This is a genomic window from Acinetobacter cumulans (genome assembly GCF_003024525.3).
GTDB classification, from domain to species: domain Bacteria; phylum Pseudomonadota; class Gammaproteobacteria; order Pseudomonadales; family Moraxellaceae; genus Acinetobacter; species Acinetobacter cumulans.
In genome coordinates, this window is sequence record NZ_CP035934.2 from 2,730,646 (window position 1) to 2,750,636 (window position 19,991).

Annotated in this window: 25 protein-coding genes; 9 read left to right on the forward strand and 16 right to left on the reverse strand. The window is 41.7% G+C overall.

What is annotated here, in order from left to right:
- Window positions 1-131: 131 nt before the first annotated feature.
- Together C9E88_RS12860 and hemJ are read left to right on the forward strand one after the other, a co-directional pair.
- Complete coding sequence (locus C9E88_RS12860) at window positions 132-1,361, forward strand: beta-ketoacyl synthase N-terminal-like domain-containing protein (protein WP_106986488.1); 1,230 nt, start codon at window positions 132-134, stop codon at window positions 1,359-1,361.
- Between the two features lie 67 nt (window positions 1,362-1,428).
- A complete protein-coding gene (hemJ, locus tag C9E88_RS12865; protein WP_106986489.1) occupies window positions 1,429-1,881 on the forward strand; it encodes a protoporphyrinogen oxidase HemJ in 453 nt (150 codons plus the stop codon).
- A gap of 275 nt (window positions 1,882-2,156) precedes the next feature.
- Here the strand turns inward: hemJ and lysM are convergent, their stop codons facing one another.
- From lysM to C9E88_RS12895, 6 genes are all read right to left on the reverse strand, one after another.
- Window positions 2,157-2,630 carry a peptidoglycan-binding protein LysM gene (gene lysM / locus C9E88_RS12870; protein WP_106986490.1) on the reverse strand — a complete coding sequence of 158 codons (474 nt, stop codon included), beginning with the start codon at window positions 2,628-2,630 and terminating at the stop codon, window positions 2,157-2,159.
- 193 nt (window positions 2,631-2,823) lie between these two features.
- Entirely contained in the window at window positions 2,824-3,060 is a 237-nt protein-coding gene (gene acpP, locus C9E88_RS12875) for an acyl carrier protein (RefSeq protein ID WP_106986491.1), read from the reverse strand.
- Between the two features lie 86 nt (window positions 3,061-3,146).
- Window positions 3,147-3,881: a 3-oxoacyl-ACP reductase FabG gene (fabG, locus tag C9E88_RS12880; RefSeq protein WP_106986492.1), complete on the reverse strand. Its 735-nt coding sequence runs from the start codon at window positions 3,879-3,881 to the stop codon at window positions 3,147-3,149.
- On the reverse strand, window positions 3,878-4,864 hold the full coding sequence (gene fabD, locus C9E88_RS12885) for an ACP S-malonyltransferase (protein ID WP_106986493.1): 987 nt from the start codon (window positions 4,862-4,864) through the stop codon (window positions 3,878-3,880). The genes fabG and fabD overlap by 4 nt, the downstream gene beginning before the upstream one ends.
- Before the next feature lie 204 nt (window positions 4,865-5,068).
- Window positions 5,069-5,251: a 50S ribosomal protein L32 gene (gene rpmF, locus C9E88_RS12890; RefSeq protein ID WP_106986494.1), complete on the reverse strand. Its 183-nt coding sequence runs from the start codon at window positions 5,249-5,251 to the stop codon at window positions 5,069-5,071.
- A gap of 77 nt (window positions 5,252-5,328) precedes the next feature.
- Window positions 5,329-5,886: a YceD family protein gene (locus C9E88_RS12895; RefSeq protein ID WP_106986495.1), complete on the reverse strand. Its 558-nt coding sequence runs from the start codon at window positions 5,884-5,886 to the stop codon at window positions 5,329-5,331.
- 97 nt (window positions 5,887-5,983) lie between these two features.
- Between C9E88_RS12895 and C9E88_RS12900 the strand changes: the two genes are divergently transcribed.
- Both C9E88_RS12900 and C9E88_RS12905 read left to right on the forward strand, forming a co-directional pair.
- Window positions 5,984-6,646 (forward strand): elongation factor P hydroxylase, encoded by a 663-nt coding sequence (locus C9E88_RS12900; protein WP_106986496.1) that lies wholly within the window; start codon window positions 5,984-5,986, stop codon window positions 6,644-6,646.
- 104 nt (window positions 6,647-6,750) lie between these two features.
- A complete protein-coding gene (locus tag C9E88_RS12905; RefSeq protein ID WP_106986497.1) occupies window positions 6,751-7,368 on the forward strand; it encodes an L-threonylcarbamoyladenylate synthase in 618 nt (205 codons plus the stop codon).
- Between the two features lie 29 nt (window positions 7,369-7,397).
- On the opposite strand, the gene C9E88_RS12910 is transcribed toward C9E88_RS12905, so the two are convergent.
- Complete coding sequence (locus tag C9E88_RS12910) at window positions 7,398-8,135, reverse strand: GNAT family N-acetyltransferase (protein WP_227865799.1); 738 nt, start codon at window positions 8,133-8,135, stop codon at window positions 7,398-7,400.
- A 260-nt stretch (window positions 8,136-8,395) separates the two neighbouring features.
- Between C9E88_RS12910 and C9E88_RS12915 the strand changes: the two genes are divergently transcribed.
- From C9E88_RS12915 to rluB, 3 genes are read left to right on the forward strand one after another with little or no spacing between them, the layout of a single operon-like run.
- Complete coding sequence (locus C9E88_RS12915) at window positions 8,396-9,190, forward strand: segregation and condensation protein A (RefSeq protein ID WP_106986498.1); 795 nt, start codon at window positions 8,396-8,398, stop codon at window positions 9,188-9,190.
- Window positions 9,187-9,777, forward strand: coding sequence for an SMC-Scp complex subunit ScpB (gene scpB, locus C9E88_RS12920; RefSeq protein ID WP_106986499.1), 591 nt, complete (start codon window positions 9,187-9,189; stop codon window positions 9,775-9,777). The genes C9E88_RS12915 and scpB overlap by 4 nt, the downstream gene beginning before the upstream one ends.
- A 41-nt stretch (window positions 9,778-9,818) precedes the next feature.
- Window positions 9,819-10,889, forward strand: coding sequence for a 23S rRNA pseudouridine(2605) synthase RluB (gene rluB / locus C9E88_RS12925; RefSeq protein ID WP_106986500.1), 1,071 nt, complete (start codon window positions 9,819-9,821; stop codon window positions 10,887-10,889).
- Between the two features lie 52 nt (window positions 10,890-10,941).
- On the opposite strand, the gene C9E88_RS12930 is transcribed toward rluB, so the two are convergent.
- The 7 genes from C9E88_RS12930 to C9E88_RS12960 form a co-directional block, all read right to left on the reverse strand.
- Window positions 10,942-11,415, reverse strand: a complete 474-nt coding sequence (locus tag C9E88_RS12930; protein WP_106986501.1) for a nucleoside deaminase — start codon at window positions 11,413-11,415, stop codon at window positions 10,942-10,944.
- Window positions 11,416-11,453: 38 nt separating this feature from the next.
- Complete coding sequence (gene bioD / locus C9E88_RS12935) at window positions 11,454-12,104, reverse strand: dethiobiotin synthase (RefSeq protein ID WP_106986502.1); 651 nt, start codon at window positions 12,102-12,104, stop codon at window positions 11,454-11,456.
- Complete coding sequence (gene bioC, locus C9E88_RS12940) at window positions 12,101-12,889, reverse strand: malonyl-ACP O-methyltransferase BioC (RefSeq protein WP_106986503.1); 789 nt, start codon at window positions 12,887-12,889, stop codon at window positions 12,101-12,103. The genes bioD and bioC overlap by 4 nt, the downstream gene beginning before the upstream one ends.
- 4 nt (window positions 12,890-12,893) lie before the next feature.
- Entirely contained in the window at window positions 12,894-14,057 is a 1,164-nt protein-coding gene (locus tag C9E88_RS12945; RefSeq protein WP_106986504.1) for an 8-amino-7-oxononanoate synthase, read from the reverse strand.
- Window positions 14,054-15,358, reverse strand: coding sequence for an adenosylmethionine--8-amino-7-oxononanoate transaminase (bioA, locus tag C9E88_RS12950; RefSeq protein ID WP_106986505.1), 1,305 nt, complete (start codon window positions 15,356-15,358; stop codon window positions 14,054-14,056). Before bioA ends, C9E88_RS12945 begins: the two co-directional genes overlap by 4 nt.
- Window positions 15,359-15,442: 84 nt before the next feature.
- Window positions 15,443-16,174 carry a lipase family protein gene (locus C9E88_RS12955; protein WP_106986506.1) on the reverse strand — a complete coding sequence of 244 codons (732 nt, stop codon included), beginning with the start codon at window positions 16,172-16,174 and terminating at the stop codon, window positions 15,443-15,445.
- A gap of 41 nt (window positions 16,175-16,215) precedes the next feature.
- Window positions 16,216-16,548, reverse strand: coding sequence for a DUF6176 family protein (locus C9E88_RS12960; protein WP_171501794.1), 333 nt, complete (start codon window positions 16,546-16,548; stop codon window positions 16,216-16,218).
- A 131-nt stretch (window positions 16,549-16,679) separates the two neighbouring features.
- On the opposite strand from C9E88_RS12960, the gene C9E88_RS12965 reads away from it, so the two are divergent.
- Window positions 16,680-17,243, forward strand: coding sequence for a peroxiredoxin (locus C9E88_RS12965; RefSeq protein ID WP_106986508.1), 564 nt, complete (start codon window positions 16,680-16,682; stop codon window positions 17,241-17,243).
- Between the two features lie 122 nt (window positions 17,244-17,365).
- Here C9E88_RS12965 and ftn read toward each other — a convergent pair whose 3' ends face one another.
- Window positions 17,366-17,830, reverse strand: coding sequence for a heteropolymeric bacterioferritin subunit Ftn (gene ftn, locus C9E88_RS12970; protein ID WP_106986509.1), 465 nt, complete (start codon window positions 17,828-17,830; stop codon window positions 17,366-17,368).
- A gap of 372 nt (window positions 17,831-18,202) precedes the next feature.
- Complete coding sequence (rlmF, locus tag C9E88_RS12975) at window positions 18,203-19,177, reverse strand: 23S rRNA (adenine(1618)-N(6))-methyltransferase RlmF (RefSeq protein ID WP_106986510.1); 975 nt, start codon at window positions 19,175-19,177, stop codon at window positions 18,203-18,205.
- Between the two features lie 442 nt (window positions 19,178-19,619).
- Here rlmF and C9E88_RS12980 point away from each other — a divergent pair, with 442 nt between their 5' ends.
- Window positions 19,620-19,991, forward strand: coding sequence for a rod shape-determining protein (locus tag C9E88_RS12980; protein ID WP_106986512.1), 372 nt, complete (start codon window positions 19,620-19,622; stop codon window positions 19,989-19,991).

Consider the following 19,991-nt stretch of genomic DNA (forward strand, 5'->3'; position numbering starts at 1 on the left):
GCCATAAGAAAACAAAAATCTTTCTGCTATTATGATTGCAATTGAAATAACTGAGTCCACCGATCATTCACAGGTGATGCATCTGGTATGAAGTGCGCAGGACTCGTACGCAAGCTATAAAGGATCTGCAAATGAAACGTGTTGTAATCACAGGCATGGGCATTAACTCATGTATTGGTAATACCCTAGAGGATGTAACGCATTCTTTACAGAACGGGATTTCTGGAACACGTGCAAATCCAACTTATGCTGAATTAAATTTTAAAAGTCATGTCAGTGCTGCTGCTGAACAAAACTTTGATGGTATTGACCGTCGTTTAAAACGCTTTATGGGCGTTTGTGCAATGTACGCCTACAATGCTGCAGCTGCAGCTATTGAGCATGCGGGTTTAACAGCAGAACAAATTGGTGGCAACCCTCGCTACGGTATTGCGGGTGGTTCAGGTGGCAACTCAACTGCGTCTGTTGTAGAAATGAATGAACTTTTAGCAACCAAAGGCGCACGTAAAGTTGGTCCATTCTTTGTACCTCGCAATATGTCTAACACCATTACAGCCAATGTAGGTGTAGCGTTTAAAATGCAAGGTATTGCGCACTCAATTACTAGTGCTTGTGCAACCTCTGCAGATGCAATCGGTTATGCATACAACCTGATTCAATTAGGCAAACAAGACCTTATGCTTGCAGGTGGTGGCGAAGAAGATCATTGGTCTCAAAGCCTACTGTTTGATGCAATGGGTGCTTTATGCTCTAAATACAACGAGACTCCTGAAACAGCTTCACGCCCATACTCAGCTGACCGTGATGGTTTTGTGATTGCTGGCGGTGGCGGTTTTGTGGTACTCGAATCTTTAGAACATGCTCAAGCACGTGGCGCAAACATTTTGGCTGAAGTCGTTGGCTATGCTGCCAACTCTGACGGTGCAGACATGGTTGCACCTTCTGGTGAAGGCGCAACACGCTGTATCCTTATGGCACTAGAAGAAGCGAAACAACACGGTGTAGACCAAATTGACTATGTCAACACACATGGCACATCTACACCTGCTGGTGACGTCACTGAGCTTAAAGCAATGGAACGTGCGTTTGGCGAAGGCCAAGTACCTCCTCTTAGCTCAACCAAATCGATGACAGGTCATAGCCTTGGTGCTGCTGGCGTTCAAGAAGCCATCTACTCTGTGCTTATGATGCAAAATGACTTTATTGCACCAAACATCAACGTGACAGAATTAGATGAAGGCGCGAAAGGATTTGACATCGTACTTGAAAAACGTGACGCAAAATTGAATACTGTGATGAGTAACAGTTTCGGTTTTGGCGGTGTAAACGCTTGTCTCGTTTTCAAAAAATGGGAAGGCTAATTTAAGGTCTGTAGGTTTGGCGCTTCGGCGCTAAACCACACCCCACCGCCCTTTTAAAGGGTACATTATGGATGCTCCTTCAGATGCTTTCCTCTGGGTCAAAGCATTACATATCATCGCCGTTGTTTGCTGGTTTGCAGCACTCTTCTACCTCCCTCGCCTTTTTGTCTATCATGCGATGAGCGATGACACTACCAGCCATCAGCGTTTTATTATCATGGAACGCAAGCTGTACCGTGGCATTATGTGGCCTGCAATGATCGCAACACTAATCACGGCACATTTTCTTGTCGATTGGGGCGATGCAACCCGACATTATCATGAAGCCTTATGGTTCTATCTCAAAGTTGGTTTTGTTGGGCTTTTAGTCATCTACCATTTTGTTTGTGGCTACTACCGTAAAAAGCTCATAGACAATGCACACTATAAATCGCATAAGTTTTGGCGCTTTTTTAATGAGATGCCAACACTGATTCTCTTTGCAGTCGTGATTTTAGTGGTGGTCAAACCTACGTTCTAAATTCACTCATGTGCACCTAATTAAACCTCCACTTGGAGGTTTTTTTATTTATCCGCAAGTACGCCATACAACTCAACCGCCCAACATACTTATCCACCCTTGCAATATGCAATATGTGTTTTCTACCACATTCTCAATACAAAAATTTTTTATTTTCAAGCTTTAGCAAGATAAAACCAAAGCTTAGGGATTAATCCAACCATCCACTAAACACAAAAAAAACCGCTGATCATACAGCGGTTTTACATTTTCAAATCTTGAGAGAGACCAACACCTTAAGCAGGAATACGCAGTACCTGACCTGGGAAAATATCATCGGCATTTTTTAACAATGGGCGATTGGCTTCAAAAATTTTATTGTATTGATTTGCATCACCATAAAATTCTTTTGAAATTTTAGACAAGTTATCACCCGATTTAACAGTATAAAATTTACTTTCAGGTTCAGGTGTAGCTACGGTCAATTGATCGTCGACTTGCGCAACATGGTCAATATTACCTACCGCTAAAATAATTTTTTCGCGGTCTGCTTGGCTTTGAACTTGCCCTTTTATTGTTGCTAAATCTGATGTGCTGTTATAACTCACAGACAGCCCTGTAACAGGCAAACCTAAACTTTTAACATGACCCAACAACTTATTTGCAATTTCTTGTGCAGACGGCTCTGCAGGCGTTGCTGGTGCAGCCTGTGGCTCAGCAGGTGCTGTATTCTTTTTACCAATGCCTTTTACAAAATCAAAAAGACCCATTGTTATTCTCCATAGTTTTTGATGTGTTATTAAAAATTTTTCTACTTCTTGTTTATAGCTAAAAAATAACCAATTTAGGATGCGCTTTGGTGATAGAAACGTAAGTGAATGTAAGTAGCATTCACTAAACCAGACACATAAAAAAAAGCCACCTCAAAGGTGGCTTTTAATTTCAGCAAGCTGAAACACTGAATTAACCAAGTTTTTTAGAAACATAGTCAATTGCAGATTGAACAGTTGTGATTTCGTTAGAATCTTCATCTGGAATAGTGATGTCGAAGTCGTTTTCGAAAGACATAACAAGCTCAACTAGGTCAAGAGAGTCTGCACCCAAGTCATCCATGAAAGATGCTTCGTTTTTAATTTCTTCAACTTTAAGACCAAGTTGCTCAGAAACTGCTTGTTTAACGCGTTGTTCGATATCGCTCACAGGAATTCTCCTCATTGCTTGTGGCGTTTTTAATGCCGTTAGTTTAATTCAATCTAAAAAATTTGGAAAGTTTATACATCAGCCAATTAGCTCATGTATAAACCACCATTTACATGTAAAACAGTGCCAGTAATGTAACTTGCCTTATCCGAAGCCAAGAAACTTACAGCATTCGCAATATCTTGTGGCTCACCCAAACGATTCAAGGCCACTTGATCACTCATTTTCTTACGAATTTCTTCACTTAACTGCTCAGTCATCTCTGTCGCAATAAAGCCAGGCGCCACGCTATTTACTGTAATTTGGCGACTACCCATCTCTTTTGCAAGACTACGACTAAAAGCCTCAATCCCCGCTTTAGCAGCAGAGTAGTTGGCTTGTCCTGGGTTTGCAAAGTGTGCAACCACAGAGCTAATGTTAATAATGCGTCCAAAACGTGCCTTGGTCATACCTTTTAGCACACGTTTAGATAAACGGTATACTGCTTTCAAATGAATGTTCAGAATATCATCCCAATCATCTTCAGACATACGAAGCAATAAATTGTCTTTAGTCACCCCTGCGTTATTCACTAAGGCAAGAACAGGACCATAATTTTGTTCAATATCAGAAATCAGTGCATCAATAGCCGCGCCATCACGCACATCTAATACTTTACCCGCGCCATTTTCAGCAAAGGCGATGGATAATTTCTCCGCACCCGCTTCAGAAGTGGCCGTACCCACTACAAAATAACCGTCTTGGATAAGCTGTTGAGCGATGGCTGCACCAATCCCTCGGCTCGCACCAGTCACCAATGCGACTTTGCGTTCTTGTGTCATGCGATTTTCCCTTCAGCCACTAAAATGGCATTTAAAGCATCTTCCATACGACTTTTTGAGTCGAGTGGGAACGCTTTTTCAATATTTGGCAAACGTTTTGCCAGATTAGCAAGTACATTGCCCGGACCACATTCCACGATATATTGAATGCCTTGATCCTGCACGTACTGCATAGTCTTCGTCCATTGCACAGATTGGTACAATTGCTCTGTCAAAGCCTGACGCAAAGCAGCTGTATCTGTTGCGATTTCCGCGTTGACATTTTGTATTACAGGTATGCTAGGTAGCTCAATGGCAGTTTGTTCCAAAGCTTGCGCAAACTGTACTGCTGCAGGTTGCATAAGAGCACAATGCGATGGTACAGACACAGGAAGTGCAATCGCCTTACCACCCGCTTCTTTTGCCAAAGCCATTACCGCTTCAACTTGTGCTTTATCACCCGCAACAACAACTTGGCCTTTGGCATTGTAGTTGGCTGCCTGTACAGAACCTTCAGCTGATGCTGTCGCTTGCTCACACAGCGCAATCACTTGAGCATCTTCTAAGCCCAAAATTGCCGCCATAGCACCTTTACCTTGTGGCACTGCACTTTGCATCAATTTGCCACGAAGATTCACCAGTTTTACCGCATCCGCTAAGCTCATCGCACCAGATGCAACCAATGCGCTGTATTCACCCAATGAATGGCCAGCAAGGTATTTTGGTGCAACACCACCAAGCTCCAACCAAACACGCCACAAAGCAATGCTTGCTGTAAGCAAAACAGGTTGTGTAAATTCAGTCTGGTCTAAACTTTCACCACTTTGGGCGATTTGCCATAAATCAAAACCTACAGCTTCAGACGCTTCTGCAAATGTTGCTTGCACGCTACTAAACTGTTCTGCAAGTTCTGCGAGCATGCCAGCTTTTTGTGAGCCTTGACCAGGAAACACAAACACGGTTTTAGTTGCTTGAGCCGCTTGCTCGAGTTGTTTAGCAGACATAAAAAATCCTTTATTTTTAGACAAGCGGTAATATCAAATGATCAATTTACCAACAAGTCTTCATGTACGCCGATATATGGAGCGAAAATTTACCACTTATTTTTGCTTTTAGTAATTGCCAAATACAACAAAATTCAGCACAAAAAAAAAGGGAGCTTTCGCTCCCATTTTTTCTACTAAGCTTGACGCTTAATACATCACCAATTATTCAGCAGATGCTTTAGCGAATAATTGACGACCACGGTAGACACCATCTTTAGATACGTGGTGACGACGGTGAGTTTCACCAGTCGTTTGGTCTACTGTTAATGCATTCTCGGTTAAAGCGTCATGTGAACGGCGCATGTCACGGCGAGAGCGACTTTTACGGTTTTGCTGAACGGCCATGATGGCTCCTTACAAAGATCGAAAAAATGGATCAGAACAAATTCGATTGTCTTATACTTAACAGTATAACACAAAAATTAGTTAAGTTTACCCTTCAAAGCAGCCAAAACATCAAACGGATTATCCCGTTTTTCTTCGACTAGCTCTTCTACGGCAGGTTGATGCTTATGTTCACATGAGTCATGCTTAGGTGACAAAGGCATCAACAATAACAATTCATCCTCTATCAGTGAGAGTAAATCCGCTGTAGCAGGCGCATCGTATGTGCCTTTTACAGTTGCTTCACTTTCACCTAAAACGATGAAATCAGCATCCTCATCCAAGCGCTCTATCAGTGACTCATCATCCACAAGAGCTAGATGAAAATCTGAAACGAGGTTTATTACAACGGGCTCCAGACAACGCTGGCATTCCATTGGAACATTCGTTTCAACATGACCATCTAGCCATACAATGCGATGATAGGCATCCATTGATAGCTTACAGTCTATGTTAATCAATTGATCATCAATTGATCCAACAGCTTCACGAGCAATACGAACAAAGCGAGATAAAGGCAGTTGACCTGACCATTTAAAGCCTTGTTCAGCCCATTTAAACGGCTCAATCTGTGCCGGAAAGGTATTTGCTGACATAATTAAGGCGGCAATTCTACAAATTCATCAGAACTCTGTCAAAGATTAAGATACAATTTTGTACTTATTTAGACAGACCAATTGGGTAATTTCAGTCATGCATCTGTTGCAGCCGCAAACAGAAGTGAATATTTCATCACTCGTTAGCACACTTTCAACGCTTGATTCTGACAGCTCACTACAGCAAGTGCAACTCTCACCGTGGGCGAATTTAGTATCAGAATCCCAGCAAGTTGATTGGCTCATCTTACACTTTAATCATTGGTTTTCCCACCTAAATGTCACATTAGTCCGTGGTGATTTTGAACCTGAGTATTTTCCAGCGGATGAACATAGCCCTGCACGCATACAGTTTGCCCATGGCTACTTCAATAGTGCCTTGCATGAAATTAGCCACTGGACCATTGCTGGCGCACAGCGACGCCTACTGCCAGATTTAGGTTATTGGTATGCGCCAGATGGCCGTAGTGCAGAACAACAGGCACTCTTTGAGCAAGTTGAAATTAAACCGCAAGCGATTGAATGGTTATTTGCTCAAGCCTTTGGGCGCAAGTTCCGTGTATCTTTGGATAACTTAACTGGTGAAGGTGGTGACGGTGCGCAATTTAAAGACAATGTCTTTAGCCAGTTGCAACGTTATTTTTCAGGCGAAGCCAAACTTCCTCGAGATGCAGCCCATCTTATCGATTGTATTTGCCAGTGCACCCGCCAAGGTAAAGCACTTGCCTTAGATGAATTTAAACGTGAAATGCTTGATTAAATTACACAATTCCATCAACTGTGCATTGCGCATTTGGGCTATGCACAGCCATAATAAACAAAGTGAAAGAATAACAACTTAATCTAAACTTTGGAGGACTCAATATGTTGCATCTACGTGTACATCCAGATAATCCTCAGCCCCGCTTGATTAGCCAAGCCGTCGAACGAATTCGTGCAGGTGATGTTGTGGTTTACCCAACAGACGCCGCTTATGCCATTGGTTGTCAAATTGGTAATAAGCATGCCATGGAGCGTATTTCTAGAATTCGCCAGCTAGATGCCAAACACCAATATGCCATTATTTGTGCCGATCTGTCTGACATTGCTACGTATGCCAAAGTCGATAATGCGATGTATCGCTTACTCAAAAACAATACACCAGCCATTACTACTTTTATTTTGCCAGCAACCAGCGAAGTCCCTAAGCGCTTAATGCATCCCAAAAAGAAAACCATTGGGCTACGTATTCCAAGTAATCCTATTTGCCAAATGTTACTGCAAGAACTGGGCGAGCCTTTACTGACTTCAACCTTAATTTTACCCGGCCAATCTGCCCCCATTGATGATCCCTATGACATTGAAATGCAGTTAGGAAAATTAATTGATGTATTGATTGATGGTGGACTCGGAACCTTAAACACCACCAGTATTGTCAATCTTGCTGGGGAATATCCAGAAGTCATTCGTCGTGGTGTGGGTGATGTCAGTGCTTTTGAATAAGCACTGACCACTTGAAATGATAGTGATTGTTATGGCTTTGGCATGAGTTGAGCCAAGCTTAACTTTTGCCGACCATGTTCATCAAAATTTGTATCTGCTAGCCATGCTTCATACGCCTGTTGCACAAGTGGCCATTCAGTATCAATCATTGAAAACCAAGCAGTATCGCGATTACGGCCTTTGACAATTCGATCTTGTCTAAATGTGCCTTCATATTGGAAGCCAAAACGTAAGGCAGCTTTTTTAGAAGGTACATTTAAATCATCACATTTCCATTCCACTCTTCTATAGCCCTGCGCGAAACAATGTTTTAATAACAAATACAAGACTTCTGTAGCAGCGGTGCTTTGTTTCATTTGATGGGAAAAGTACACATTGCCTATTTCAATGACACGGTGAACGGGTCGAATATTGAGTAAACCCACCCAACCCACAACACCTTGGCGCGTTTCAATGCCAAAATGAATCGCCTCAGGTAAGTGAAAGTTTGCATCCAACATATTGATTAACGCTGTCTGCTGGGCAAAACCTGTGTAAGCCATATAAGTCCAAGCCACATCAGATTCACTTTGAACTACTTGCCATATCTGCTGGTGCTGAATTGGGCTAAGCGTATTGGTAGACAACAATTGAAGTTTGACCGTGCGCCCCTGTAAAGAACTAAAATTTGGCTCAATCAGATCTAGTGGTTTCACCAACGCACCTACAATAGCTATACCCTGATTTTGATTTCTATTTTTCATATTATTTTGTAAATCATGATTCATATTATTATCCGTATGGCTTAGTCAGCCCCGTTTTACCCCTCAATCCCAAGATATTACAATCATTTTGTCGTCAAAATGCGCGACCAAATAAATAAACCCTATATATTTTCAGGTTTTTTAGCATTTGGTCTGCTAAGCAATTTCTTTGAGTACAATTTTCAATTACACTAGGGCATTACTTATATGCTTTTTTCTTTCGATGTGAGATCGAAGAAAAATATCCTACATGCCTTTGAAAATTCGCGTGGCCTATAACTGCAATGAATGAAATTGTCCATGAACCTATGGAATCATCTACACACATCCGCGTTTTGGATGAGTGGCAAGAGACCATTCCAGAGGATTTATACATTCCTCCAGCTGCATTTGAAATTCTTTTAGAGCATTTCGAAGGACCACTCGACTTTCTAATCTACCTAATTCAAAAAAACGGCTTTGACTTATTACAAGTTGATATTGCCCCAATTGCAGCCCAATATCTGTCTTATATGGATGCAATGAAGTCACTCAATATTGAGCTGACAGCTGATTACATGGTGATGGCAGCCCTGCTTGCCGACCTAAAATCACGCTTATTATTGCCAAAGCCGAAATCAGTCAATGCAACAGAAGTTGACCCTAAACAAGAATTAATCGATCGCCTCGAAAACTATTTACGCATAAAACAAGCTGCTGAACGCTTGGGCCAAATGCCTGTATTAGAACGTGATACATTTGAAACCAATGTCAGCTTAGGTCAAACCTTACAAAGCAATGATGGCCATCAAGCCAATTTACTGCGCGACGCAATGCTGTGCGTATTTAACCGCCCAGAACCTGTGGTCCATCAAATTACGCAAGAACCTGTATTGCTTGAAGAGCGTATTGCTTACATCGAACAAAAATTACTGAATGGCGAAGTTCTTCCATTTGAAGCCTTATTAAGACCTAGCCAAGGCCGTATGGGCATGGTTGTCACTTTTATGGCGATATTAGAACTGACACGCCAGCAAAAAGTTCACATCATCGCGTCAGGTGTAGAAGCACCGCTTGCAATTCAAGGAGCATGCGCATGAATACAGATCAAAATGTGTTATCAACACCTCAAGATGATTTGCATGAAGTGCTCATGCAATTAGAAGCCATTATTTTTGCCAGCGATACAGCGGTATCGATTGCGCGCTTAAAAGAAGCGTTTCAAGATCGCTTTAGCAAAACAGAATTACGCCAATATTTGCAACAACTTTCAATGCTGCAACATGGTAGATCAATTGAACTCGTTGAAACCGCTCAAGGTTTCCGTTTTCAAGTTCGTGCAAAATATCGTAATATCATTGCACAAACTTGGCCTGAGCGACCATCTCGCTTATCGCCATCTTTGCTCGAAACCCTTGCTGTGGTTGCTTACCATCAACCCGTAACACGAGCAGACATTGAGCAAATTCGTGGAGTGACCAATAACAGTCAAATTTTACGTACGTTGTTTGACTGGAACTGGATTAAAGAATCTGGTTTTCGTGAACTCCCAGGAAGACCATCGTTGTTAATAACAACGCCTCAATTTTTAAATGCTTTTGGTTTAACTTCTTTAAGCCAATTGCCTCCCCTGCAGGATGCCAAGGAAGCTTTTATGGCCCTCGATGCAAATGCACCGAAGTCATAAATAGGTGAACTGTTGATGATAATTTCTAAGGTTATGCTGTCATGAGTGAAAAATTGCAAAAGGTGCTTGCACGTGTTGGTTTGGGTTCTCGCCGTTATATGGAAGAAGTCATTGCCGCTGGACGTGTAAGCGTAAATGGGCAAGTTGCCCAAGTGGGTGAACGTATTGAACCAGGTGATGAGCTTCGCATCGATGGTCGTAAAGTACAGTTCCAAATTGAAGACGAAATTCGTCGTCGCGTGTTGATCTACTACAAACCAGAAGGTGAAATTTGCTCACGCAATGACCCTGAAAACCGTCCAACTGTATTTGAACAATTACCACAAATTCAAGGTGATCGTTGGGTGATGGTGGGTCGTCTAGACATCAACTCAACAGGTTTATTGCTATTCACAAATGACGGTGAAATGGCCAACCGCTTAATGCATCCGTCAAATGAAATTGAACGTGAATACGCTGTGCGCGTAATGGGTGAAGTAACTCCAGCACTCATTAAAAACATGACCACTGGCGTGACTTTAGATGATGGTCCTGCGAAGTTTGAATCATTCTCTGAAATTGGCGGTGAAGGTATTAACCGTTGGTTCCAAGTTGTGGTAAAAGAAGGTCGTAACCGTGAAGTACGTCGTATCTTTGAATCACAAGGCCTTAAAGTAAGCCGTCTATTACGTACACGTTATGGTACGGTGATTCTACCACGCGAACTACGCACAGGTCGCTGGATGGAATTAGACAAAAACGACATCGACAACTTAACAAAATTGGTTGAGTTGAAGCCGCGCCAAGGCACTGGCCTATATGGTATGGCAAAACGTCGTAATGAGCGTATGCAAGAAAAACCAATGGCTGCACGTCGTGGTGGTTTCTTACGTCAACAACGTCGTGACAACGAAGAACAACCTCAATCTTATGGTCGTGAACGCCGTGAAGATCAAGGCCAACGTCGTGAAAACCAAAATGGTTCGCATTTTGCACGCCGTGATAACCGTGATGGCAATTCATTCCAACGTCGTGAGCCTCGTAATGAGCAAGCATTTGGTCGTCGTGAAGAGCGTGATGAAAATGCACCACGCAAGCCATACGGATTAAACAAAGGCTTTAAAAAGTTCTAATACATTTAAAAGCTTGAAATAAAAAAGACAGATTTTAATCTGTCTTTTTTATTTACTGGACAAAATCTTTGGACTGGCTTTGTTGCCAAAGTGCATACAACTCCATATCACCAGCTGGCTTTAACTGCACAAAACTTAAACCCTTTTGCTGATGCGGATCTAATCGCAACTTTTCCGCAAGTTGTGCTGTAGATAAGCCATAAGGTTCTGCATCTGCATTTGAATAGGCATAAACAATTTTCTCAATACCTGCCATTCGCATCGCCGCCAAGCACATTGGACAAGGCTGGCCACTGGCATAAACCACGCAATCTTTTAACTGCGTAGTTTTTAAATATTGTGCAGCTTGACGTAAAGCATTGAGTTCCGCATGAGAGGTAGGATCACCTGTTGTCAAAATTTGATTTACACCACGACTCACAACTTGGCGATCTTTCACAATCACAGCACCAAAAGGGCGACCACCCTGTTTAACATTTTCTTTTGCAAGTTGAATTGCTTGGTTTAAAAAATCAGCATCACACATTAGACTCTCTGCGTAATTTAAGGAATAAAACAATCACATCATGCTGATTGCACAACAGGAATGTCAATCCACTGGCTATTTGGAAAATGGGTTGCCAAATATGCTTTCAAATATTCAGCAGTATCTTGAGAAATCAGCGCATCTTGCGATTCATCGTTCAAGTTGTAGGCCAAAGCATATAACTCCAAACCTCGACTTTTAACCGCCTCCAAGCTCAAAATGGTGTGATTAATGCTCCCTAAACGCCCAGACGTGACTAAAATCACTGGCAGTTTTTGCGCAGCGATATAATCAATTGTCAGCAACTTCGTGGTCAATGGCACCATTAACCCGCCTGCGCCTTCCAATAGCACAACATCGTACTTGGCTGCCAACTGCTGCGTCGCATCGGCAATTTTATCAAAATCGATTTCCCGGCCGTCAATTTTGGTGGCCAAATGCGGTGATGCTGGATAAGTAAAAATCTCAGGCATGGTGAGCTTGGTTTCATCTTCAGGAAACCAGCCCATGCCCATTATTTTACGGTGCTGCTCAATATCTTCGGATAGATCCGTATTGCCTGTTTGCACCAGCTTTTGCGTAATGGTCTTTTGTCCTTGTGCATTCCATAACTTTGCCAAGTAGCCCGTGGTGTAGGTTTTACCAATGCCCGTATCAATGCCACTGATAAAATAAACTGAAGCCGTCATGGCATTCTCCGTGCAATACAATAAATCGGGTGATAACTCAGTGAATATTGAATCTGACCCGACTGATCTAAATGTGAAAACTGTTGATAGGCTTGATAAAAATCTGCCAAAGACTGTTTTGTCCAACGAAACTGGGCTGCTGTTGCAGTCACCCCTGTCGCTTTAAGATGCTGAAGCACCTGCTTAGGATGTTGAAAATATAAAGATGTCGTTTGCTCAGAAAGATGCAATATCTCAAAACCCGCTTGTTGTAATTTATCCTGTAGCGCCGCAATGGATAAATAACTGAGACCTTGACCCGTAAGGGCTTTAATTTCTTTTAAATTTTGACTGCCAAAACTGGAAAAACAAAACAAACCCTGCTCATTTAAGCTGTGTTTGACCTGTTGCAATACGGCGTCTAAATCATGTATCCACTGCAAAGCCGAACTTGAAGCGACCAAATCCAAGCCTTGCGGAAATTCAAGTCGCTCAATATCCCCAATACGCCAATGTAGACTGGTATGATCACGGAAATGCTGCTGTACTTCGGCATATAAATCATTGATAAAAAAATGCTGAATATCTAAATTTTGCATCAGTAGCTGGCTTAAATTGCCAGAACCGCAGCCGATTTCAAACACCCGATCAATGGGCTGATTCAATATTTCAGGTGCATACTGCTGTATCAACAGTAGCAGTTGCTGTGCAATCTGCTTTTGCACCACGGCATGTTGTGCATAGCTTTGCCCCGCTTGGGCAAAACGTAAGGCCACTTGTGCTTTATTGGCTTCAAATTGCGTCATAGAGCTAAACCCATTGTAGCAACTGATCAATTTCAGTCGCTTGAATATGAGCAGTTAACGAAACCCGTAACCGTGCACTTTGCTGTGGCACAGTAGGCGGGCGTACAGGCATGATATAAAAACCTGCACTCTGTAAAGCTTGAGCTTTCGCCACTGTTTTTGCAGAGTCGCCAATAATGACTGGCACAATATGCGAACTAGATGGACAGTCAAAACCTTTGGCCCGCACACCTTGCTGTAAACGCTGGCTGAGCGCCATTAAATCTGTACGTGACTGTTTTAAGGACTGCGTGTGCTGGAAAATAAAATTTGTCCATGCCATGCAAATTGGTGCTTGTGCTGTGCTAAAGATTAACGGTCTCATGGTATTAATCAAGTAGTCACGTATGATGGGATGGCAAATTAAATAACCGCCTACCGAAGCCAAGGCCTTGCCAAAAGTCCCGACCAATAGATCAATCTGTTCGATCACAGCATATTGCTCTGCACAGCCCAGCCCTCGCTCACCACGCACACCTATCGCATGCGCCTCATCAACATATAACATGACTTTACTGAACTGCTGTTTCAGCCGTACTAAAGCGGCTAAATCAGTTTCATCGCCATCCATACTAAAAATCGACTCTGTCACCACGATAATTCGCTCAATCGATTCATCCGCATGATGCTTTTGTAGCAAGGCATTCAAATGCGCCAAATCATTATGGCGGTAGCGCAAAAACTTAGCGCTGGATAAGCGCATGCCATCGATCATGCTGGCGTGTACCAATTTATCGGCCAAAATTAAAGTTTTGGCATCGGCTAAAGCTGGCAAAATACCAATATTCATGTGATAGCCACTGTTAAATAACAATGCAGCCCGTCCTGCAAAAGCCTGACTTAAACTGGCTTCCAATTGCTCGAACTCAGGAAAATTTCCAGTGAGTAAGCGTGAAGAAGATGAGCTCATAGCACGTTGCTTAACAGGCGTTTCATCAAAAAACTGTTCGCGTAATTGTAAATCTGAAGCCAAACCCAAATAATCATTAGATGCCAAATTCAACATTTGGCGTTCATAAATGTGAATAAAGCGACCTTGCTGCACATTGGCGCTAAATTGACGCAAATTTCCGTTTTGTTTGAGTACATCTAGTTGCAGTGCAAAGTGATCTAATAAATCTGTATTCACGCATTCTGCTCCACATGCTGTGGCATACCCACCACAACAGCCACCACTTGCTGCAATAAGGTCTGTAGCTCAAGCGTAGAAATAACATAGGGTGGCATCACATAGACCAACTTCCCAAATGGGCGCACCCAAATGCCACGCTGCACAAATTCCTGCTGCAAGCTTTTCATGTCTACATTATTGGTCAATTCAACCACGCCAATTGCACCCAATACACGCACATCACGTACATGTGCGCACTGACTTAAGGGCTGTAAATAAGTGCTTAACTGAGCAGCAATCGTTTGAATCTTAGTTGACCAATCTTGTGACAGTAGCAATTCAGTACTTTTAAGCGCTACAGCACAAGCCAAGGGATTGGCCATAAATGTTGGGCCATGCATAAAGACACCAGCCTCACCCCGACTTATGGTTTCTGCGACAACAGTTGTGGTCAGTGTTGCTGATAGCGTCATATAGCCCCCTGTTAAACCTTTGCCAATGCACATAATGTCGGGTTCGACATTTGCCCACTCCCATGCAAACAGCTTGCCAGTTCGGCCAAAACCTGTGGCAATTTCATCAAAAATCAGCAGCACTTGATATTTTTCACAGAGCAATTTCGCTTGGCGCAAATATTCAGGATGATAAAAGCGCATACCGCCCGCACCTTGCACAATCGGCTCTAAAATCAGGCCTGCAATCTGTGCATGTTGCGTTGCTAAAGTTTGTTCTAATTCTTCAATATCCGACTGATCCCAAGCATCATAAAAGCCCACTTGTGGCGCTGGAACGAATAGACGATTGGGCAAACTAGAACCAAAGATTTGGTGCATGCCCGTTACTGGATCGCAGACCGACATCGCATTCCATGTGTCACCGTGATAGCCAGAACGTGGCGTCACAAAGTTGGTCTTTTGGGTTTGACCGAGCGACGACCAATATTGCACCGCCATTTTTAATGCGACTTCTACGGCAACTGAACCTGAATCTGCATAAAAGATTTTATCTAAACTGGGTGGGGTAATATTAAGGAGCAATCTGCCTAACTGAATGGCCGGATCATGCGTGAAACCACCAAACATAATGTGCGACATATTCTGTAGCTGGTCGGTCACTGCCTGATTCAGCTCAGGATGGTTGTAGCCATGTATCGCACACCACCAAGAAGACATGCCATCAATCAATTGACGTCCATCTTCAAGTTCTATGGTGGCACCAAAGGCTCGCTTCACTTTAAAAGTAGGCAGCGGTTGTGTCATGGAGGTATAAGGATGCCAAATGTGTTGCTGATCAAATTCTAGATCGGTTAATTCGGTCATCCATTACTCCATGCCTAAGGCTACATTGCATTTTTTTGCATGTTAAACCTGCATGAAGCAAAAATAAATTGCGAGATAGACCAGTTATCCGTTTGTTTGTGTAATTTTTTCTAAATATTGGCAGATTTTGCAACTTATGCTTTCAAATTCAAATAATGGAAAGCCATGAGAGCCACTCACCAGCTCAGTCTGAAAAAACTCTCCAGCGAAATCATGCAAATTACGCTCAACTTTGTAACTAACTAAAAAATCTTGTTTTGCAAATAGATGAAGCTGATGGCCTGTATAACTCTTCAAGATACTGACATTATTTAAGAATTCTAAGCACCCTAGCCCATCTCGCAAAGTCTCTAAATTCTGTGGCTGAATTAAACTTTGTAAGGTTAAAAAATCCTGCTTGGTATTGGACACACCCTGACAGACCATAAAGCCAAATTTTTTTAAAGTGGCAATCACATCCTGTGCAAAGGATTGTTTAAAGCTAAGGAACGCTGATTGATCCATTGCAGTTGACCACGCCTCATTCGCTACAAAACAAGGATTTGAGCCTAGAGTGATCAGTATTTTTTGTTCTGCAAAACGTTTTGCTATTTGATCCACCAAAAGTGTGGCCAGCTGTCCGCCCAATGACCAGCCGCAAATCACATCAAATGCACGGGCTTTTTCGGTATATTGCTGTAAAACTTCCTCATCCAAAGCATTAAAAATATTAATTAGCTCTACCGTATGACCCTGCCGTATCAAAGCTTTCTGTAAAGGCTGTAGCAATTTGGTGCCACCGCCCCAGCCGGTGATGAGCAAAATATGTTGATTCAAAGCAAACTCGAAAATATCAATTCAATAAAGCGAGTATAAACTTAAAATGATGATTCATTATTTTCCAAATCGACCAACAATGTAGCTTTATAGCCTTTCGCCCAATGGGTTTTAAACTGCTTATGCATGGCATCAATGGGAAAACTGCTTTCTCGCCCAATTTGCTGTGCCTTAGCAATATCTTCTGCGCGCATATAAGCAATCAAATAATCTTTACCCTCTAAGGCTACGTGAAACCATGATTCAACAAAAACGCCTTCAGCCTGAAGTGTTTCAATTGCCTCCGCTTTACGTGCTGTTAATTCTGTTTTCCATGCATCTACGTTCGCCATGGCATCTGGCTTTAATTCGATAAGTACGGCGCCCACATCCATCATACAATGACTTTTATTTTTAAATAATTCGTACTCAGTTTATGCAACTCTTATGCGATTGCAAATGATCGCAACGCAGTTCATCTAAAATTTGTTAAGATCAAAATACATCCATATTAGGGACGCTGTATATGCATATTTTCCAGCCCGTTTTTCTGAGCTTAGTCGCCGTATGCACGACCGTAGTAAATATAAGTACGCATGCTGAAAATCCACTCTTGGGCGCAGCAGAACAGAAGCAATGGGTGGGAAAACCCGCGCCAGCGTTTAAACTTCAAGATCAAAACGGCAAATGGCATGAACTTAGCCAATACAAGGGCAAATGGCTGGTGCTGTATTTTTACCCTAAGGATGATTCGCCTGGCTGTACTCAAGAAGCCAACCAATTCAAAACCTTATATCCACAATTTTTAAAAAATAATGCCGTGGTGTTAGGTGTGAGTCTTGATGATGTCGCATCGCATCAAAAGTTTTCTGAAAAACTCGGACTTAACTTTCCTATTTTGGCAGACAGCAACCATCAGCTGGCCAATCAATTTGGCATTGTCCGTAATCTTGGGATTATCAAAATCGCAAAAAGGGAAACGTTTTTGGTCGACCCTAATGGCATGATTGTTTATCACTACAGCAGTGTAAATACCCAAACCCATGCCAAACAAGTCTTGGCAGATATTCAAAAATTTTCTAAAAAATAAGAATTAGCCGCGTCCCTGCAAAACAGCAGAACACAAAAAAGCCTTTAGATTTTCATCCAAAGGCTTTTTATTTCATCTTATCCCAACAGTTCCCTCATGGAGAATGCTGGAATGAAGCAATCTTACATTTGTGATTGAATATAGTTTTGTAGGCCAATCAACTCAATTAAACGTAATTGTTTTTCCAGCCAATAGGTATGATCTTCTTCTGTATCAGACATTTGCTGGCGAAGCATATCACGGGTAATGTAATCGCCCTTTTCTTCACAAAGCTTCACGCCTTTTGCGAGTTTGTCACGTACTGCATATTCAAGTGCTAAATCAGCTTTTAAGCAAGAAATGACATCAGTACCGATCTCTAAATCATCTTGCTTCATGTTTGGCGTGCCTTCAAGGAACAAAACACGGCGGATGATCGCATCAGCATGCTGTGCTTCTTCCTGCATTTCATGATCAATGCGTTCAAAAATTTTGCTCAAACCCCAGTCTTCATACATACGGGAATGAATCAGGTATTGATCACGAGCAGCCAGTTCGCCGCCGATCAGCATATTTAAGTAGTCTACGACTTCTGGATTGCCACGCATATTAAAACTCCATACCCTTTTCAAATATTATGGACAACTTTATCTATCTTTGCAAAATCTAAAATGTGTAAGTTTATGATTTATATATATTTTAAATGATAAGCATACGCATTTGCAGTTCAATTCCGCTTAATTTTCACATAAAAAATAAGAACTTGTGCAAATTTTAACAGCCTGTACAAGCTGATTGTTCAAAAAATAAGTGCCGATTAATTTTGTAACTATTCACAATGCTTCTTATTTAGCGCAAACATCAGCTGACTGATTCAACACATCACACTTGAATTACTGCGCGTATATACAGAGAACACGGTACTGATGCCTAATGTATGGCAATCAAAGACAAGATGAAAATTTCCAGCACAGACAGGCTTAAGCTGAAGTCCAGCGTGCATTCTTCCACGCTTGCTGCTGTTTTGAATCTAAAAAAGTCCAAGCGACAAAACGGCTTTCTTTTTGTCCTTGCGTCATTTTTATGGTTTTCACATCCACTGCGCCACTCTTCGCTAAAGCTTTTAAGAGCACTGGCAATGTTGTTTTCTTGGAAACCAGCGTACTAAACCAAAGGCATTGCTCAGCAAACTGAATGCTCTCTTGCACCATTTGGCAGACAAATCGTTCTTCGCCGCCATCACACCAGAGTTCGTTCTTTTGACCGCCAAAGTTTAGCACCACCTTAGTCCGATCAACTGGCTTGCCTAGCTTTCTTAATTTTTGAGTTGCGGTCGCGTTGGCTTCATCTTGTGAGGCATGAAATGGCGGATTACACATGGTCAAATCAAATCGATCTGAAGGTTTAATCACACCATTGAAGATATTGCTCGCTTTTTTCTGTAATCGAATCTGAATGCCTTTACGCAGATTCGGATTGGCCTCCACAATAAATTGAGCACTTTTAACTGATGCAGAGTGAATATCTGAGCCGACAAATTTCCAGCCATAGCTGCGATGACCAATGATCGGATAAATACAGTTCGCGCCAACGCCAATATCTAAGACTTGAACGGCGTGTCCTGTTGGAATTTGCCCCTTGTTGTTGGCACTCAACAAGTCAGCCAAATAGTGGATATAGTCTGCTCGCCCCGGAATAGGCGGGCAAAGAAAATCTTTGGGAATATCCCAATATTGAATGCCATAAAAATGTTTGAGCAATGCTTTATTGAGCATTTTCACAGCATTTGGATCAGAAAAATCTACCGATAGATCGTTATATTTATTTGGACTGACAAAAGGTGCAAGTTCCGAACAGCTCTGGTTTAGCTGAGGAAAATCGTAACGACTGCGATGCAGATTTCGTGCATGTAATTCCGATTTTTGCTGCGGAAAAGATTTCTTTGCTTGCGCCATGTGTATGCCAATATTCAACGGGAGAACAGAATCAACTGATAAGGCAGGGTCTATACCTGCAAATGAATCGATATTGTACGTGAATTTAACGCTCAATGACGCCCCAAACCTCTTATTTGTTTATCTGCAAATCAATAACCACGTAAACATCTATTCTTCTTTAATCTGGACATTTTTGGTTGCTATAGCATTAAATTCCATTAAACAAAACCGTGGAACATTGATTAAATAGTGATCATGGAATACGAAGAATCAACAAAAAAGCCCAATCAGTGATGATAGGGCTTTTTACACCAACATAAGGCAATGATTTATATTAAATAAAAATAGTATTTAGTATAACTTGCATTATGTTAATTTTAGAATAAATTAAGAATTATCCAATTGAAATTAAAAAAAATATATATTTATAATTAAATGAACATCCAAGTTAAGAACTAAAATGATAAGAGACGATTTAAAAAAATATCCTAAAGCAATATGGGTACATTTTTATAAAAACCGTATAAGTTTGATGGCAGAGAATGGCATAGTCAAAGCAACTGAAATTCCTAAATCACCTTATGATCACCCAAGAATGATTTTGGCAGATTTTGAAAACGCTACAACAACATTAAAAGCTTTAATGAGACACCATTCTAACGGTTTATCTTTTTTCAAGTTTACAGCTCCTATTACGATTGTCCAAATAATGGAGCCGATACAAGGTAGTTTAACTAAGATTGAAATACGAGCTTTTAAGGAGTTATTTTTTAATACTGGTGCAAGAGAAGTAAAGCTATATGACCTTGATGGAAATTCTATTGAAGAATAA